Raw genomic sequence first — 18364 nt, forward strand, 5'->3', positions numbered from 1 at the left:
TCCGGGCTATCGAATCGCGCCTCTCAACTCGGTCACCTGCGCCTGCAATCTGGCCGGTAACGCTGCATCGCCAGACACCGCAGGCCCGGCGACCAGGGTAATTCGCGACCACAATCGACGAACAACCCCCTTGTTCGGGTCGCGGCTGAAAAAGCTGCCCCACAACCCTTGCAAGGCCAACGGAATCACCGGCACCGGTGTGTCTTGCAGTACGCGGGTCAAGCCACTTTTAAATTCGTTTATCTCGCCATCGGTCGTCAGTTTGCCTTCGGGAAAGATGCACACCAACTCACCGCCTTTCAGGTACTCGGCGATTTTCCTGAACGCCTGATCGTAGATCAACAGGTCTTCGTTACGCCCGGCAATCGGCACCGCGCCCGCTGTGCGAAAGATAAAATTCAGCACCGGCACGTTATAGATTTTGTAATAAGTCACAAAACGGATCGGCCGCCGCACCGCGCCACTAATCAACAGCGCATCAACAAACGACACGTGATTGCACACTAATAATGCCGCGCCTTCGTCTGGAATCAGCTCAAGGTTGCGGTGTTCAACGCGGTACATGGAATGGCTGAGCAGCCAGATCATGAAGCGCATGCTGAACTCGGGAACGATGTTAAAGATGTACACGTTCACTGCGATGTTCATCAGCGATATGACTAAAAACAGTTGGGGGATCGACAGTTTGACCACGCTGAGCAACACAATCGAAACGATGGCCGACACCACCATGAACAGCGCGTTAAGAATATTGTTCGCTGCGATGACTCGCGAACGTTCTTTCTCCACGGTGCGCGATTGGATCAAGGCGTACAACGGGACGATATAAAAGCCGCCAAAGATGCCGATACCTAACACGTCGAACAATACCCACCACGCCTGCCCTATTGAGAGCACTGCCAGCCAGTCGTTGGCCTGGACGTTTTGCGGAAAGCTGCCCGAGTGCCACCACAACAACAGGCCAAACAGGGTCAAACCCATTGAGCCAAACGGCACCAGTCCTATCTCGACCTTACGCCCGGACAAGCGCTCACAGAGCATCGAGCCCACGGCGATGCCGATGGAAAACACCGTGAGGATCAAAGTCACGACGGTTTCGTCGCCGTACAGCCAGTCTTTCGCATAAGCCGGAATCTGCGTCAGATAAATCGCGCCGACAAACCAGAACCAAGAGTTGCCGACAATCGAGCGCGACACCGCCGGCGTTTGTCCCAGGCCCAGGCGTAAGGTCGCCCAGGATTCGCTGAAAATATTCCAGTTGACGCGGGTTTCCGGCGAGGCGGCCGCTGCGCGCGGAATGCTGCGGCTGGCGATGTAACCGAGACAGGCCACCAACAGCAACGCGGTGGCAACGATGGGGGCGTAATGGGCAGAGGACATCATGATCCCGGCACCGATGGTTCCGGCGAGAATCGCCAGGAAAGTGCCCATCTCCACCAGGCCGTTGCCACCGACCAGCTCATTCTCGTGCAGGTGCTGCGGCAGAATCGAATATTTCACCGGACCGAACAGCGCCGAGTGGGTACCCATGGCGAACAGCGCCAGTAGCATCATCGACAGATGATCGAGCATAAAGCCCGTGGCGCCGACCATCATGATCCCGATCTCGCCCAGTTTGATCAGGCGGATCAATGCGTCCTTGGGGTATTTCTCACCGAACTGCCCAGCCAGCGCTGAAAACAAAAAGAACGGCAGGATGAACAGTAACGCGCAAAGATTGACCCATATGGAGCGATCACCCTCGATGCTGAGTTTGTAGAGTATGGCCAGGATCAGTGATTGCTTAAGGACATTGTCGTTAAAAGCCCCGAGGGACTGAGTAATGAAAAACGGCAGAAAGCGCCGTTTCCCCAGCAAGTTGAATTGCGATTGTTGACTCATCGACCTTGCATCCCATTACGCCGCACACGGCTTTTCAGTGGCCGACATTGAAAACGTTCAGCACGCAGATGTCGATAGGACGCGTCCGGTTCTGTTGCAAGCTGTTTTCAAAGAATGAGGGAACGTTATCGACCCCGCGAAGCAATGCACGGCGAAACGAACAGTTCACCTTTGTAAGCGCCACGAACCGTGCGACTCATGACGATGACCCACAGCAGGGTCAGACAGATGACCAACACGCCGCCCATCACCGAAAAAAACGTCAGATCGAGCCGCGCCGCGAGCTTGAAGGTGGCCAACGCATAAACCCCCAACGGAAAGGTAAAGCCCCACCAACCAAGGTTGAACGGTATGCCGGTGCGCAGGTAGCGCAAGGTAATCAGCATCGCAATCAGCATCCACCACAGGCCAAAACCCCATAAGGTAATCCCTGCCACCAGACCGATGCCGTCAGCAATTTCACCCAGGCCCGGCAGGCCATTAGCGGCGAAGATCGCCGGGGCGTCCGCGCCCATTACCAACATGCCCAACGCTCCTGTACCAATCGGACCCAGCGCCAGCCAACTCGAAGCAGCCATGTTTTCATGGGGCAGTTTATGCAGGGCCATGCGCAACAATAAAATCGTCAGAATGCTGAACGCCACTGGCACCGAGAACGCCCACAACACATAACTGGTGATCAACACACCGAACTGTGATGCGGTGTCGGCCAAGTGTGGTGCCAGCAACCCACCACTGGCCGCTGCCACCTCGGCAGCGACGACGGGCAACAGCCACACGGCGGTCATCTGGTCGATGCTGTGCTCCTGACGGGTGAACATCATGAACGGAATCAACACACCGCAGGCCAGTGCCATGGCAACGTCCAGCCACCACAACACTTCAGCGATAGAGACTGCAGCGTTGCCCCAACGTGACAGACCGAATAATAGAAAACCGTTGATGATGGTCGCCAAGCCCATGGGAATGGTGCCAAAGAACATCGAGACCGTAGAGTGGCCGAACACACGGCGCGCCTCGTCAAAAAAAAGCACCCAACGCGCTGCGTATAACAGGCTGAACAACACAAACAGGCCAATATTAACTAACCACAGCCCCTCGGCAACGTGAAGCAAGCCGGGGATGTGCGTCGCCAATTGCGCCAGGGCCAGCGCAAGAACGCCGGTGCCCATGGTAGCGGCGAACCAATTCGGGGTGAACTGGCGGATCACCTCTCGAGGGCGGTTCAACTGGCTGAATGGGCGAGGTATATCGAGAATGGGCATGCTGATCTCCTGTCCCCTGATGAGGTGGAAAAAGCATATAGCAGGATCATCTATCTATATAACGGGTAGTTTCGCTATAGGTCATCTGTTTTGCCTATATAACGATCCGCCTTCACCGCCGCGCTGTCCGGCGAAATACAACCCCTGTAGATAAGTAAGAACTGATTACCCGTCACCGACCTTGGTCGACACAGACTAAGCCCAGGCATCATGCGAAACTGTCGCGCCTGTGCTGTTCAGAGCGCTGGCGCTAATGGGAGCTTTACATGTCGTTGTCCAGCGGGCTGATTGCTGCGGTCGCCCTTGCTTACATGGCCATCATGTTCGCCATCGCCTTCTATGGCGACCGGCGCAGTACGCCGCTGCCGCCACGTATTCGCGCATGGGTCTACAGCCTGTCATTGGCGGTGTATTGCACCAGCTGGACTTTTTTCGGTGCTGTCGGTCAGGCAGCGGAACAACTCTGGTCGTTTCTGCCGATCTACCTCGGGCCGATATTGCTGCTGATGCTGGCGCCGTGGGTGCTGCAAAAGATGGTGATGATCAGCAAGCAGGAGAACATCACTTCCATTGCCGACTTCATCGCGGCGCGCTATGGCAAATCGCAATCGCTGGCAGTGGTGGTCGCGTTGATCTGCCTGGTGGGGGTGTTGCCCTACATCGCGTTGCAACTCAAAGGCATCGTCCTGGGCGTGAACCTGTTGATCGGTGCAGTGGCTGAATCCACTGGCGTTCGCGCTCAAGATACCGCGCTGATTGTTTCGTTGGTCCTTGCCCTGTTCACCATCCTGTTTGGCACCCGCAATCTCGACGTCACCGAACACCATCGCGGTATGGTGCTGGCGATTGCGTTCGAAGCGCTGGTCAAGTTATTCGCGTTTCTCGCCGTCGGCGCCTTCGTCACCTTCGGCTTGTATGACGGTTTCGACGACCTGTTCAGTCAGGCAATGCTCGCGCCGCGCCTGGAAGAGTACTGGAAAGAAACGGTCAATTGGCCATCCCTGGTGGTCCAGACCGGCGTGGCGATGATGGCCATGATCTGCCTGCCACGGCAATTCCACTTGATCGTGGTGGAAAACATCGAGCCACAGGATTTACGCTTGGCGAAATGGGTGTTCCCGGCTTATCTGGCATTGGCGGCGCTGTTCGTGGTGCCCATCGCCTTGGCCGGACAGATGATGCTGCCGAGTTCGGTGCTGCCCGACTCGTTTGTGATCAGTCTGCCCTTGGCGCAAGCGCATCCGGTGCTGGCATTGCTGGCATTCATCGGCGGCGCGTCGGCGGCGACGGGCATGGTGATCGTTGAATGTGTGGCGCTGTCGACCATGGTTTCCAACGACATGTTGCTGCCTTGGTTGCTGCGTCGACAAACCGCAGAGCGCCCGTTCGAGGTGTTTCGTCAGTGGATGCTGTCGGTGCGCCGCGTAAGCATTGTGGTGATTCTGCTGCTGGCGTATGTCTGCTACCGGCTACTGGGCTCGACGGCCAGTCTGGCGACCATCGGCCAGATCGCCTTCGCCGCGATTACCCAACTGGCCCCGGCGATGCTCGGTGCGCTGTATTGGAAGCAAGCCAACCGTCGCGGTGTGTTTGCCGGATTGGCGGCGGGAACGTTTCTGTGGTTCTACACCTTGGTCCTGCCGATTGCCGCCATCAGCCTGGGCTGGTCGCTGAGCAGTTTTCCGGGGTTGGCGTGGCTGCACAGCAACCCGCTCCACCTGCCGATTACCCCGTTGACCCAAGGCGTGGTGCTGTCGCTGGCGGGTAACTTCACCCTGTTTGCCTGGGTCTCGGTGTTGTCACGCACCCGGGTTTCCGAGCATTGGCAAGCGGGACGTTTTATCGGCCAGGAGATCAGCGCCCGTCCGCGCAACCGTTCGTTGCTGGCTGTGCAGATTGAAGACTTGCTGACCTTATCGGCACGTTTTGTGGGTGAAGAGCGCGCCAGACAAAGTTTTATTCGCTTCGCCTACCGTCAAGGCAAAGGGTTTAACCCGAATCAAAACGCCGATGGCGACTGGATCGCTCATACCGAACGACTGCTGGCCGGTGTGCTGGGCGCGTCGTCGACCCGAGCCGTGGTCAAGGCGGCCATCGAAGGCCGCGAAATGCAGCTCGAGGACGTGGTGCGGATCGCCGATGAGGCGTCAGAAGTGCTGCAATTCAATCGGGCGCTACTGCAAGGGGCCATTGAAAACATCACCCAGGGCATCAGCGTAGTGGATCAGTCGCTGAAGCTGGTGGCCTGGAATCACCGTTACCTGGAAGTGTTCAATTACCCGGAAGGGCTGATCAGCGTGGGCCGGCCGATTGCCGACATCATTCGTCATAACGCTGAACGCGGCCTGTGCGGACCAGGCGAAGCCGAGGTGCATGTGGCGCGCCGGCTGCATTGGATGCGCCAAGGTCGGGCGCATACCTCGGAACGCTTGTTCCCCAACGGTCGGGTCATTGAACTGATCGGCAACCCCATGCCAGGCGGCGGTTTCGTCATGAGTTTCACTGACATTACGGCGTTCCGCGAGGCCGAGCAGGCCCTCAAGGGCGCTAACGAAAGCCTTGAGCAACGGGTAATCGAACGCACCCACGAACTCTCTCAATTGAACGTGGCGCTGACCGAAGCCAAGGGCACAGCGGAAACCGCCAACCAATCGAAAACCCGTTTTCTCGCAGCGGTCAGTCACGATTTGATGCAACCGCTGAATGCTGCGCGGCTCTTTTCCGCTGCGCTTTCTCATCAGGACGATGGGCTCTCCAGCGACGCTCAACAATTGGTGCAGCACTTGGACACCTCGCTACGCTCCGCGGAGGATTTAATCAGTGACCTGCTGGATATTTCCCGCTTGGAAAACGGCAAGATCACGCCTGTCCGCCAGCCGTTTGCGCTGAATGCATTGTTCGATACCTTGGGCGCCGAGTTCAAAGCGTTGGCCAAGGAGCAAGGCGTGAAGTTTCGTTTGCGCGGCACGCAGCTGCGGGTCGACAGCGACATGAAGTTGCTGCGGCGAATTCTGCAAAACTTTCTGACCAATGCTTTTCGCTATGCCCAAGGCCCCATTCTTCTGGGTGTTCGGCGCCGCAAAGGCCAGCTATGCCTTGAAGTGTGGGACCGTGGCCCTGGCATTCCGGAGGACAAACGTCAGGTTATTTTTGAGGAGTTCAAGCGTTTGGACAGCCATCAAACCCGTGCCGAGAAAGGTCTGGGCCTTGGTCTGGCGATTGCCGACGGTTTGTGTCGCGTTCTTGGGCATGATTTGCGAGTCCGCTCATGGCCGGGCAAAGGCAGTGTGTTCAGCGTGACGGTGCCGCTCGCCAGCAGTCAAACAGCCACGGTGCCAGCGCCCTCCCCGGTTAAAAGCCAGCCACTGAGCGGCACCCATGTGCTGTGCATCGACAACGAAGACAGCATCCTGATTGGGATGAACAGTCTTCTGACACGCTGGGGATGTCAGGTGTGGACCGCCCGTAATCGCAGTGAATGCGAGGCGCTGTTGAGCGATGGCGTGCGACCGCAACTGGTGCTGGTCGACTATCACTTGGACGAAGGTGAAACCGGCACTGCGCTAATGGCGTGGCTACGTACCCGCATGGACGAGCCGGTGCCAGGCGTAGTCATCAGCGCCGACGGCCGTCCTGAACTGGTGGCACACATCCATGCCGCCGGGCTTGATTACCTGTCAAAACCGGTCAAGCCAGCGGCGTTAAGAGCGCTGCTGAGTCGGCATGTGAGTTTGGGTTAACAGGCAGGTTAATATCTACCGCCGCGCCAACACGTTGGCTCCTACAGAGGTTCACAGAAATCAGGGTGTCATTCGCCCTTTGCGCCGGTACGGAAACACGTCGATGACTTTCCCGGCACTAATGGCTTGCTGCAGGCTTTTCCAGTAATCGGCGTCGTACAGTTCGCCATGTAACGTCGCGAACAGCCGCCGCTGGTTCAGGTCTGCAAACAGGAACGGCGGAAACTCTTCCGGAAACACATCCAGTGGGCCGATGGAGTACCAGGGCTCGGCAGACATTTCGTCTTCAGGGGTGCGCGGCTCCGGGATATGGCGGAAGTTGGCTTCGGTCAAAAAACAGATCTCGTCATAGTCGTAAAACACCACCCGACCGTGACGGGTCACGCCGAAGTTCTTCAACAGCATGTCGCCGGGAAAGATATTCGCCGCCGCCAGTTGCTTGATCGCCAAGCCATAGTCCTCCAATGCCTCATGTACCTGAGCGGCGGTGGCGTTCTCCAGGTACAGGTTCAACGGTGTCATTCGCCGTTCAGTCCAACAATGACGGATCAGCACGGTATCGCCTTGAACTTCCACCGTACCCGCCGCGACTTCCAGCAGTTCGGCGAGACAGTCCGGGGCAAACTTGCTCAAGGGGAAGCGAAAGTCAGAAAACTCCTGGGTATCAGCCATACGCCCTACCCGATCAACACGTTTTACCAGCCGGTACTTTTCGATCACCGTTTCGCGGGTGATGTTTTTCGACGGTGAAAAACGATCCTTGATGATCTTGAATACGGTGTTGAAGCCCGGCAAGGTGAACACGCTCATGACCATGCCACGCACGCCGGGGGCCATGATGAATTGATCGTCAGTCGTGGCCAGGTGGTTGATCAAGGCCCTGTAGAACTCTGATTTCCCATGTTTGTAAAAGCCGATCGAGGTATACAGCTCGGCGATGTGTTTGCCTGGCAAGATCCGCTGCAGAAAGCCGACAAACTCAGCGGGTACCGGCACGTCGACCATGAAATACGAACGGGTGAACGAGAAAATAATCGACACATCAGCTTCATCCGTAATCAGCGTATCGATTTGAATGCCCTGGCCTTCGCGGTGCAGCAGCGCAATCACCAACGGCCACTGGTCGTCCAGGGTGCAGATTCGCCCGACCAGATAAGCGCCTTTGTTACGGTACAAAACCGAGGAAAACAGTTCGACGCACAACGCCGAGTCTTTGCACACCCAATCGGGCAGATTCTCTCGCAGCTGTGTTTCCAGGCGCTGTAAGTCTCCCGGAAAATCAGCAAACGGAATATCGAACGGGAAGTCGGCAAACACCTGGCACAGCATGTTAGCCAGCTCGCCTTGGGGCCGATAAATCCGGGTGTGTGCGGTTGTGCCGTGACGGGGCAATGACGAACGTGTGGTATGAATGAACATGCAGCCGTCGCTGATCAGGTCATGACTGAACATTCTGAAAAACAGTGAGTTGAACCAGGTTTGCGCCAGCTCGTTATCGAATCGCAGATCAATCAGGTCGATGTAGGCGCTTTTAACCAACGGCCAACGAGTCGCCGCCAATAGGCTTCCCACATCGAAAGCCGCGCGAAGACGGAGGCTCGTTTCGCTGACTTTCTCATCATACAGCGTGATCCGCGCTGCCGAAGCGCGTTGCGCTTCCTGCCACTGCCCTTGCTCGAAGCGCCCACGGGCGCCGTCGGTGATCTGCCGAAAATGCTCACGGTAATCGTCGAAGCCATCAAGGATCATCCGTGCGATGTCGGCGGCGGGCATAGACAGACCTCTGCGGGGGTTCAGAGGTCTGAGCTTAGTCAGCGGATTGAGACGTGGGAAATTATTGGCGGCGTGTCAGGCGAAGAGCCTCGCCAACAAGTTGGCTTCTACCGGCGAGCAGTTTGGCCACCTCGGGGCTTGCGGAACACAAACACCAACCCGATGATGATCAGCAGCATGCCGAACAGGCTCAGTAGCGCCAGTCGATTGCCGAAGACCAGGTAATCCATGATCGCCGTGACCGCAGGCACCAAGTAAAACAGACTGGTCACATTGACTAAGTTTCCGCGAGCAATCAGTCGGTAGAGCAGAAAGGTCGCCAACACCGATACCACCAGCCCCATCCACAACACCGGCACAATAAACCCGGTACTCATTTCAAAATGAAACGGTTGAAACGGTACGAACACTGAACACAGCAGCAGCCCGGCGAGATATTGCACAGGCAAGGTGCCGAGTGGGTTATCGGTGATGCGTTTTTGCATGATGGAGCCAAAGGTCATGCTTGCCAGCGCTAGCAGCCCAAACAGCATGCCGGCCAGGGACATACCACCCAAACCGATGCCTTGATAGACCACTAAAATCAATCCAGTCAGCCCCAGGCTCAGGCCAAACAAACGTGCCCAGGAACGACTGCGCTCCATCAGCACCGCCGTCAGAATCGGCTGCACGCCCATGATGGTCGCCATCACACCCGGCGTGACCTTAAGGTCCAGCGCCAGCAAATAGAAAATCTGATAAGCGCCTAATAACACCGCGCCGGTGGCGGCTGCGTACAACAGCGGTTTGCGGGAGCCAGGCAATTTAAACCCCAGCAACGGGGTCACTATCGCCAGTGCTACCAGCGCGAGGGAAAAGCGCACCAGCAGAAAGGTAAACGGCGCGGCATGGGCCAATCCCCACTTAGAGAAAATCGCGCCGCTGCTCCACAGCAGGACAAACAAGGTTGTCGTGGCCATTGAGGCCAGGGCTTCGCGTGAAAAAAACATAAGTGTCACCTGTGATTCAAGCGCGCTGAATGCGCTACGTCACGACTCGGTCAGACCGAAAATCAGTGAGTGTTTGAATGGTTTTGCGGGCGTAAGGACCGGTGAAATAGAACCGATCAACCCAGCAAGACGATGCCTGGCGGTGCGACAACGCATACGACCAGGCTGGTCACAGGTGAAGGTGGGGGGTAATGGCTGCGGAAGACCAACTGCCGACACCCACGAGGTTCGGCAGCAGCCAAGGCTGCGGCGGCGAACATAGAGTCGAAGTGGGAAGCAGGCATGGTGCACATCTTCGTAAGAATGGGGTTGGGTGCTGGTGATAAGCACCGACGCCGACTATAGGCAGCGTCCGGTGCATCTTGCAATCAGGTTTTCAGCCAAACAACCAATAACCGAGCAAGGTCAGCACAATCACCGCCAGCACCGGCCGCATGATGCGGTAACCCTTGGGGTAACGCCGCTTGAACTGTTTGACCTTAGCGCTGAATCCGTTGCTGAAACGCTTGCTGTAAGCGTAGGCCTGGTTGATCCCGCCCACCCGCTCATCGTCGAGGTTCTGCGGTGCCGTGGCGCGACCGAGAAATGCACTGATGGACCGATTGATCCGGGTCATCAACTTCGAGCGTAACGGCCGCTCGATGTCGCAGAACAGGATCACCCGAGTCTGGGGCGTCTGGTTCTTGACCCAGTGCACGTAGGTTTCATCAAACATCACGTCCTGGCCGTCTCGCCAGGCATAGACCTGACCGTCGACGTAGATTCGGCAATCGTCAGAGTTTGGCGTCGACAAGCCCAAGTGATAACGCAACGAACCGGCAAACGGGTCACGGTGCGGGTTCAGGTGGCTGTCACCCGGCAACAGGGCAAACATGGCGCCTTTGACGTTGGGCAGCCGATTGACCAGCTCTACCGTTTTTGGGCACAGCAACTCGGCGGAGGGCAAGGCTTTGTCGTACCACTTGAGGTAAAAACGCTTCCAGCCTTTTTTGAAGAACGAACCGAAACCGGCGTCGTTGTCCTTGGCGGCGGCGCGAATATAGCCCTCGTCGAACAAATGCATGGCTTCATCGCGGATGACTTCCCAATTGTCCTTGAGCAGGTCCAATTCAGGAAATTTGCTGCGATCCAGGTACGGCTTCGACGGCACGCCCGAGAACAGGTACATCAACGCGTTATAAGGGGCAAACAACGCCGAGTGGTTGACGAACTGCCGCAGCAACGGCAACCGGGCCTTACCGCGCAAATGGACGTACAGCGTGCTCCCCAGGAAGAGCATCAGGATTGCTACCTTGGCAGCAAGAGATAAGGTCATGAAACACTCCTGAAAAATAGGCAATCACATTGCACTACGCGGCACTGTTGGTTATTGATCCCGGGACGGCCGCCAGCAGTAGCCGTCTCCACATTTCGTCTTCGCGAAATGCGCACTCAAGCGGATTCCAAGCCGGCCATGATAAGCCTTCAGGAGCCAGGTAAAAAGCAGCCTGTGAGCAATGACTATTTACTGCTGGTTTTCCTGATCAGTAAACAGGTCGCTGAAGAGCATGCTCGACAGGTACCGCTCGCCCGAATCCGGCAGAATCACGACGATGGTCTTGCCCTGCATTTCCGGAGTCTCGGCCATCCGCACTGCTGCTGCCATGGCCGCTCCGCAAGAGATACCGCACAGAATTCCTTCTTCGCGCATCAAGCGCAACGCCATCGCCTTGGCTTCGTCATCAGTCACCAATTCGACCCTGTCGACCATGGAGAGATCCAGATTTTTCGGAATGAAACCGGCGCCAATGCCTTGAATCTTGTGGGGACTTGGGGTGATCTCCTGTCCGGCCAATGCCTGGGTGATGATCGGCGACACGCTGGGCTCAACCGCCACCGACAAAATCGGCTTACGTTCGGTGTGCTTGATATAGCGCGAAATCCCGGTGATGGTGCCGCCGGTGCCAACGCCCGCCACCAGTACATCAATCGCGCCGTCGGTGTCGTTCCAGATTTCCGGGCCGGTGGTTTTCTCATGGATCGCCGGATTCGCCGGATTATCGAATTGCCCGGGCATGAAATACGTCGATGGATCGCTGGCCAGCAGTTCTTCGGCTTTTGCGATGGCGCCCTTCATTCCCTTGGCGGGTTCGGTCAGGACTAATTCGGCACCCAGCGCCTTGAGCACTTTACGCCGCTCGATACTCATGGACGCGGGCATGGTCAGCATCAGCTTGTAACCACGCGCGGCGGCCACGAACGCCAGGCCGATACCGGTATTGCCTGAGGTCGGCTCAACGATGGTCATGCCCGGCTTGAGTTTGCCGCTGCTTTCAGCGTCCCAAATCATACTGGCGCCGATGCGGCATTTAACTGAATAACCAGGATTTCGCCCTTCGATCTTAGCCAGGATGGTGACCCCACGTGGCGCGATACGGTTAATTTGGACTAATGGCGTGTTACCAATGGAATGGGCGTTATCAGCATAAATACGGCTCATGGCAGTGTCCTTGTGCACGTTCTCGAATGGGCAAAGCCTATGCCGCCAGCTTGTGTGCGTCCAGTGCAGCGAACGGATACGTAACCGGGCAGTCAACAGCTTTAAGGAAACGGAGACTTTCATATGAAACGTCGCTATAGCATTGCGCTGTGGACTGTTGCAGTAATCGTGGTTTTACTGGTTGCGCTACAGATCGCCCTGCCCTATCTGGTGCGTAATTACCTCAATGACAAACTCGCCGACATGGGCGATTACCGTGGCCAGGTTACCGATGTCGATCTGGCCCTGTGGCGCGGCGCTTATAGAATCAATGGACTGGATATCGTTAAAGTCACCGGCAAGGTGCCCGTCCCGTTTGTAAAAATCCCGGTCATCGATCTCGCAGTAAGCTGGCATTCCCTGTGGTACGACCACGCCGTGGTGGCGAGGGTACGCTTTATCAATCCCGAGCTTAACTTCGTCGATGGCGGCCAAAACAAGGAAGCCTCGCAGACCGGTCAAGGCACCGATTGGCGCGATCAGTTAAATAAACTGTTACCGATCACCCTGAATGAAGTCCGGGTCAGCGACGGCCGAATAACGTTCAACAACTTCACCTCGACACCAAAGGTGAAAATTGAGGCGGATAAGGTCAACGCCAGCCTTTATAACCTGACCAACGTTGCGGACGCTAAAGGCCAGCGTGAAGCGCGCTTCGATGGCAAAGCCCTGCTCATGGGCAAGGCGCCATTGGAAACCGCAGCCACCTTTGATCCATTCAGCAATTTCGAAGATTTCGATTTCCGCTTTCGCACTACCGGAGTCGAGCTTAAAAGTCTTAACGATTTTGCTTCGGCCTATGGGAAATTTGACTTCAACGCCGGCACCGGCGATGTGGTGATTCAGGCCAAAGCGGTCAAGGGCCAACTGACCGGTTATATCAAACCGCTGTTGCGTAATGTCGAAGTGTTCAACTGGCAGCAGGATGTGGAAAATCAGAACAAAGGTTTCTTCCGCTCAGTTTGGGAAGCCGTTGTCGGCGGTGGCCAAGCGGTATTGAAGAACCAGAATAAAAACCAGTTTGCGACCCGCGTCGACCTCAGTGGCAGCGTGCATAAACAAGACATCAGCGCGTTTCAGGCTTTTTGGCAGATTCTGCGCAACGGTTTCGTTCAAGCGTTCAGTGCGCGTTATGACAACGGGAAAACACCTTGAAGCAGGGCTACGGTTTTTTGCCGGTTCCCTCGGGGGCCGATGCGCCATACAAAGCGGGCGCTTCGGCGGCCAGACGCAGGTTACTCGCTTGATGCTGCAGCGCATCCCAACCCAAACAGGCCAAGGCCAGGGTGCGTGGGGTAGATTCTCGCGCATTGCTGTAACGAGTGATGCTGCGCGTACTCACGCCCAGCGCCTGCGCCGCTTGAGCCAACGGCAGACCGGTACGGGCGCGCCAGGCAATGAAGATGCGCGTGTTTTCGTCTGTCGCTGCCTGAGCTTGGGCATCCAGATACAGGGTGTCGGCGCCCAGTTGGATGTCCAGCTCAGGCCATTCTACGGTCCAGCCATCATCGCCCATCTGCGCGTCGGCAAAAGCGCCCTCGCGCTGAAGCGGACGCAGCCCTGGGTAACTGGCCACATCATTGGTCAGGTCCAGCGTAAATTGCTGGCCATTGATGAACGTCAATGCCAACCGATAGCCAGCGGTTACCTGCACTGCCTGCAGGCGGGGGCGTTTCATGGATGCCATAGCGTCCATTCCTCCAATAATTGTTGTTGGTGAGCCCGTATCCATTCCAGTGCTTCCTCCAGTATTGCGGCAGGCGCTTGTCCACGCATGGCCACCACCTGGTGCAAGCAGATCAGTACGTCTATACCGCCACCGGTCAAATGAACATGCGGCGGCAGATGATCCTTCTCGCGTAACTGAATACGGTATTTATCGCGAAATCGCTATTTAGTAGACATGCAAAACACGGTATAGCCAGTCTGGCTATACCTCAAGAGTATTCAGCTACCTGATGTGAGTCAAAGTGTGACGGGCCATTCAGAGACTGAATGCAGCGTCTGCGTTCACAGTCGCCCAACCTGCGCGTTATAGTCCGCACATTGAGCAACCCTTATCACGCCCTTGTCGGCGACACCGTTTTCGAGGATTTCAAGATGAAGTTTGAAGGCACCAGCGCCTACGTCGCTACCGACGACCTGAAGCTCGCGGTCAATGCTGCCATCACCCTGGAGCGGCCGTTGCTGGTCAAAGGCGAGCCCGGCACCGGCAAAACCATGCTCGCCGAACAGCTGGCCGAGTCGTTCGGTGCACGGCTGATCACCTGGCATATCAAATCCACCACCAAGGCTCATCAGGGCCTGTACGAGTACGATGCGGTCAGCCGTCTGCGCGACTCGCAGTTGGGTGTGGATAAAGTCCATGACGTGCGCAACTACTTGAAAAAAGGCAAGCTGTGGGAAGCATTCGAAGCTGAAGAACGGGTCATTTTGCTAATTGATGAAATCGACAAAGCCGACATCGAATTCCCCAACGACCTGCTGCAAGAACTCGACAAGATGGAGTTCTACGTTTACGAAATCGACGAGACGATCAAAGCGAAAATCCGTCCGATCATCATTATTACCTCCAACAATGAAAAAGAACTGCCGGACGCTTTTTTGCGCCGCTGCTTCTTCCACTACATCGCCTTCCCCGACCGCGTCACCCTACAAAAAATCGTCGATGTGCATTACCCGAACATCAAAAAAGAACTGGTCAGCGAAGCCCTGGACGTGTTCTTCGACGTGCGCAAAGTCCCCGGTTTGAAGAAGAAGCCGTCAACCTCGGAACTGGTGGATTGGCTAAAACTGCTGATGGCCGACAACATTGGCGAAGCGGTGCTGCGTGAGCGCGATCCAACTAAAGCTATTCCGCCACTGGCGGGCGCGCTGGTCAAAAACGAGCAAGACGTACAACTGCTCGAACGCCTGGCTTTCATGAGCCGCCGCGGCAACCGCTGAAGTTGAATCAAGCTGCCTTAACCACGCAGCGTCCAGACACACGACATCAAGGGCGACAGCCATGCTGCTCAACCTGTTCAATGAAATGCGCGCAGCCAAAGTGCCGGTATCGGTGCGTGAGCTGCTCGATTTGATCAACGCCCTGAAACAGCGGGTTACCTTCGCTGACATGGACGAGTTCTACTTTCTTGCCCGAACGATTCTGGTCAAGGACGAACGCCATTTCGATAAATTTGATCGAGCGTTCGGCGCCTATTTTAACGGCCTTGAAAAGCTCGATGAGCATCTCCAGGCGCTGATCCCTGAAGATTGGCTGCGCAAGGAATTCGAGCGTTCATTGACCGAAGAAGAGCGCGCGCAGATTCAGACCCTGGGTGGGCTGGACAAGTTGATCGAGGAATTCAAGAAGCGTCTGGAAGAGCAAAAAGAACGGCACGCCGGTGGCAATAAATGGATTGGCACTGGTGGCACCAGCCCGTTTGGCTCAGGCGGATTCAACCCCGAAGGCATTCGCGTCGGCGATGCCGGTAAACGCCAAGGCAAAGCAGTGAAAGTGTGGGACCAGCGCGAGTATAAAAACCTTGATGACTCGGTTGAGCTAGGCACACGCAACATCAAAATCGCCCTGCGCCGCCTGCGCAAGTTTGCCCGTCAAGGCGCCGCTGAAGAACTCGACATCGACGGCACTATTGATCACACCGCACGGGACGCTGGCCTGCTAAACATCCAGATGCGCCCGGAACGCCGTAATACCATCAAGCTGCTGTTGCTGTTCGACATCGGCGGCTCCATGGACGCTCACGTTAAAACCTGCGAAGAATTATTCTCCGCCTGCAAGACCGAGTTCAAGCACTTGGAATACTTTTATTTCCACAACTTCATTTATGAATCGGTGTGGAAAAACAACATGCGCCGCGGCGCCGAGCGCACCGCCACTCAAGATTTGCTGAATAAATACGGCGCTGATTACAAAGTGATCTTCATCGGCGACGCCGCCATGGCGCCCTATGAGATCACCCAAGCTGGCGGCAGCGTAGAACACTGGAATGAAGAACCCGGTTACGCCTGGATGCAGCGTTTCAAAGAGAAGTACAAAAAACTCATCTGGATCAATCCTTACCCGAAAGACACCTGGGCCTACACCACCTCAACCAACATCGTCCGCGATCTGATCGACGACCAGATGTATCCACTGACCTTGCGTGGGTTGGAAGAAGGGATGCGGTATTTGGCGAAGTGAAATAGGGTTCCGAATATTCTTACTAAAAACGAGCGCTCATCGCTCGTTTTTTTTAGCGTGTCGGATTGACACGACATCCAGACACTGATTAGTTCGCGGCATCAGTCAAAAACAACTGATCATTATTCATCGCCAATGGGTGCGATGATATCAATCAAAAACGTATCAATCATTAGACATTGTATTCGGGCAACATCCATCCGAACGCAACTCTATTCGATTAAAAAAGGTAAAACCATGAAAAATGTTATCAGTAAAAACGCGCTAGTAGTCGCATTGATTATTTCGATTTCTAGGCTAGCAATGGCAGCCGAGACTTTCTCGTCCGCAGAACCGCTTGAAACAATACGCACACTTCCAACCGCTAGCGAGGCCGAAATTTCAGCTACAACAGCCGTACCTGCCATAGAATTACCCGACAAACTCAACACAATCATTGAAAAACCGAATAGCGGGTCAGACGTAAAAATTTACAACTTTTTCGCATGGCGAAAACAAAACATTATGTTAGATCTGACGGCAATTCCTGCTACATCTTCTTGGCATATCGAATCGAGATCCAACGGGGAGTGGGCAACCGAAGTTCCTGGGGCCACATGGATATAATCGGGAGCTCATAACTTCCAGCTTAGGATTTCCAGGAAGCCTAGCAAAAAATTAACTGGAGACAGCGGATATAAAATTATTTTTGGATCCGCCCCGTACCTCGCAAGCGGAAAAGTAAATGGGACACCACAAAACTTCCACTCTATTGGGGTACCACAATGTTTTACCAGAATCTCATATGGTCTGCACAGCTCAAGGATTCATCAGGCTATCCTGTTGACGGCGCAACTGTCGTTTTGGATTTAGTTAAGGACTACCGGTCTGCCGCAAACAGCGACTTTATCGAGATAATGACAGACAAAACCGGAATGGCTCAAGGTTACAGCACCATAGGAAAATGTTTCGGAAGACATAAATCCTCGCCCTTCATTACCTATAATGGAAACTTTAACTATCACTGGATCGTCGAGTACAATACTGGGTCTTGGGTTATGTACGTCAAAGGTAATAAGGCTTCAGGCATTGGTAGCAGGTCCACGGTAACCATATCGACCGCCCATATCTGCAGCCAGATCATGCAGCGTTAGCCTAAAAGCATGTCAGGCCGAGCACCCTCCACTTTCATGCTCGGCCCTTCACCCATTAGTTCACGAAGCTGCCGCTCCAAAGTGTTTATAAACCTGCGACTTCCATGAGCTGGACCACTCTTCATTACCACCCGGGTCAGAAAAAATGGAACCATAATCTATAGCTCCCGCTAAATCGCTCAAGGTTAATTCAACAACCTCACCCTGTTTCTCTTTCAGCAGTTTAGCCCATTCCAAGACCACAGATGAATGCTGAAGCATTAAAACGCCCAATCCTGGAATTGAATTTAAACGTTCATTTAGCATTTTCGTCGTCATCGCATCAAAAGAATTTGAAGCGCACGTTATTTGCATGGCTCCTGACCCAGACATTGTAAAACCGGAGACTTTATCCGCGCCGTCTGGAAAATCACTGAATAATGACTGCTTAAAATTGTTAAACAGCTCATTCATGTCCTTTAACCTAGTGGCTGCATACGCCTCTAGCCCTCGCATCCTACTAAACTCAGCAATCTCCTTATCTCCCCACGGCTCGACATAAACACAGCCGTCAGCCCGAGTGGTCCCCACAAGCGCCGCTAGATCAGCAGGAGAATAGATGACGTCGGGCTTGGACTTGTTCAGATGCGATCCGGCGGCGTCCGTCTGATCCATCACCTCTACGCTCTCCTTAATTTGACTCGCATTAATTTTATCTGTCGGCGCAACTGAAAACGTGACGTGCAATGACTGACTAATATTCATGTCCATTCCTCGCTGACAAAAGTGTCAAGTAATTTAACGGCCAGCCGCTGAAAAATATGACCTGATACTGAGGAAGGAAATATCTGAGCAAGATGTAGGATTTAACCTACGACCAAAGTGGCATTATCTTTGGAG

General features: G+C 55.0%; 15 protein-coding genes. 5 read left to right on the forward strand and 10 right to left on the reverse strand.

Annotated elements, in window-relative coordinates:
* Positions 1-6: 6 nt before the first annotated feature.
* Complete coding sequence (locus JWR17_RS12155) at positions 7-1881, reverse strand: MFS transporter (RefSeq protein WP_299831719.1); 1875 nt, start codon at positions 1879-1881, stop codon at positions 7-9.
* A gap of 125 nt (positions 1882-2006) precedes the next feature.
* A complete protein-coding gene (locus JWR17_RS12160) occupies positions 2007-3146 on the reverse strand; it encodes a TDT family transporter (protein ID WP_299831722.1) in 1140 nt (379 codons plus the stop codon).
* 266 nt (positions 3147-3412) lie between these two features.
* Between JWR17_RS12160 and JWR17_RS12165 the strand changes: the two genes are divergently transcribed.
* Positions 3413-6886, forward strand: a complete 3474-nt coding sequence (locus tag JWR17_RS12165) for a PAS domain-containing hybrid sensor histidine kinase/response regulator (RefSeq protein WP_299831725.1) — start codon at positions 3413-3415, stop codon at positions 6884-6886.
* Positions 6887-6946: 60 nt separating this feature from the next.
* Here the strand turns inward: JWR17_RS12165 and aceK are convergent, their stop codons facing one another.
* From aceK to cysK, 5 genes are all read right to left on the reverse strand, one after another.
* A complete protein-coding gene (gene aceK, locus JWR17_RS12170) occupies positions 6947-8659 on the reverse strand; it encodes a bifunctional isocitrate dehydrogenase kinase/phosphatase (protein ID WP_299831728.1) in 1713 nt (570 codons plus the stop codon).
* A 107-nt stretch (positions 8660-8766) separates the two neighbouring features.
* Complete coding sequence (locus tag JWR17_RS12175; RefSeq protein ID WP_299831730.1) at positions 8767-9648, reverse strand: DMT family transporter; 882 nt, start codon at positions 9646-9648, stop codon at positions 8767-8769.
* A gap of 116 nt (positions 9649-9764) precedes the next feature.
* A complete protein-coding gene (locus JWR17_RS12180; RefSeq protein WP_299831733.1) occupies positions 9765-9932 on the reverse strand; it encodes a hypothetical protein in 168 nt (55 codons plus the stop codon).
* A gap of 92 nt (positions 9933-10024) precedes the next feature.
* Complete coding sequence (locus JWR17_RS12185; protein ID WP_299831736.1) at positions 10025-10963, reverse strand: aspartyl/asparaginyl beta-hydroxylase domain-containing protein; 939 nt, start codon at positions 10961-10963, stop codon at positions 10025-10027.
* Between the two features lie 189 nt (positions 10964-11152).
* Positions 11153-12127, reverse strand: a complete 975-nt coding sequence (gene cysK / locus JWR17_RS12190; RefSeq protein WP_299831739.1) for a cysteine synthase A — start codon at positions 12125-12127, stop codon at positions 11153-11155.
* Between the two features lie 123 nt (positions 12128-12250).
* Here cysK and JWR17_RS12195 point away from each other — a divergent pair, with 123 nt between their 5' ends.
* Entirely contained in the window at positions 12251-13321 is a 1071-nt protein-coding gene (locus JWR17_RS12195; RefSeq protein WP_299831742.1) for a DUF748 domain-containing protein, read from the forward strand.
* A gap of 7 nt (positions 13322-13328) precedes the next feature.
* On the opposite strand, the gene JWR17_RS12200 is transcribed toward JWR17_RS12195, so the two are convergent.
* Positions 13329-13844: a DUF2442 domain-containing protein gene (locus tag JWR17_RS12200; RefSeq protein WP_299831745.1), complete on the reverse strand. Its 516-nt coding sequence runs from the start codon at positions 13842-13844 to the stop codon at positions 13329-13331.
* Positions 13841-14035 (reverse strand): DUF4160 domain-containing protein, encoded by a 195-nt coding sequence (locus JWR17_RS12205; RefSeq protein WP_299831841.1) that lies wholly within the window; start codon positions 14033-14035, stop codon positions 13841-13843. Before JWR17_RS12205 ends, JWR17_RS12200 begins: the two co-directional genes overlap by 4 nt.
* A gap of 231 nt (positions 14036-14266) precedes the next feature.
* Here JWR17_RS12205 and JWR17_RS12210 point away from each other — a divergent pair, with 231 nt between their 5' ends.
* The 3 genes from JWR17_RS12210 (at position 14267) to JWR17_RS12220 (ending at position 16958) form a co-directional block, all read left to right on the forward strand.
* Complete coding sequence (locus JWR17_RS12210; RefSeq protein WP_299831843.1) at positions 14267-15112, forward strand: MoxR family ATPase; 846 nt, start codon at positions 14267-14269, stop codon at positions 15110-15112.
* A gap of 61 nt (positions 15113-15173) precedes the next feature.
* Positions 15174-16352, forward strand: a complete 1179-nt coding sequence (locus JWR17_RS12215; RefSeq protein WP_299831747.1) for a VWA domain-containing protein — start codon at positions 15174-15176, stop codon at positions 16350-16352.
* A gap of 237 nt (positions 16353-16589) precedes the next feature.
* Complete coding sequence (locus JWR17_RS12220) at positions 16590-16958, forward strand: hypothetical protein (protein WP_299831750.1); 369 nt, start codon at positions 16590-16592, stop codon at positions 16956-16958.
* A gap of 587 nt (positions 16959-17545) precedes the next feature.
* Here JWR17_RS12220 and JWR17_RS12225 read toward each other — a convergent pair.
* Positions 17546-18229: a hypothetical protein gene (locus JWR17_RS12225; RefSeq protein WP_299831752.1), complete on the reverse strand. Its 684-nt coding sequence runs from the start codon at positions 18227-18229 to the stop codon at positions 17546-17548.
* Between the last annotated feature and the right edge of the window lie 135 nt (positions 18230-18364).

Origin of the sequence: Pseudomonas sp., from assembly GCF_028293835.1 — a bacterium.
Taxonomy (GTDB): Bacteria; Pseudomonadota; Gammaproteobacteria; order Pseudomonadales; family Pseudomonadaceae; genus Aquipseudomonas.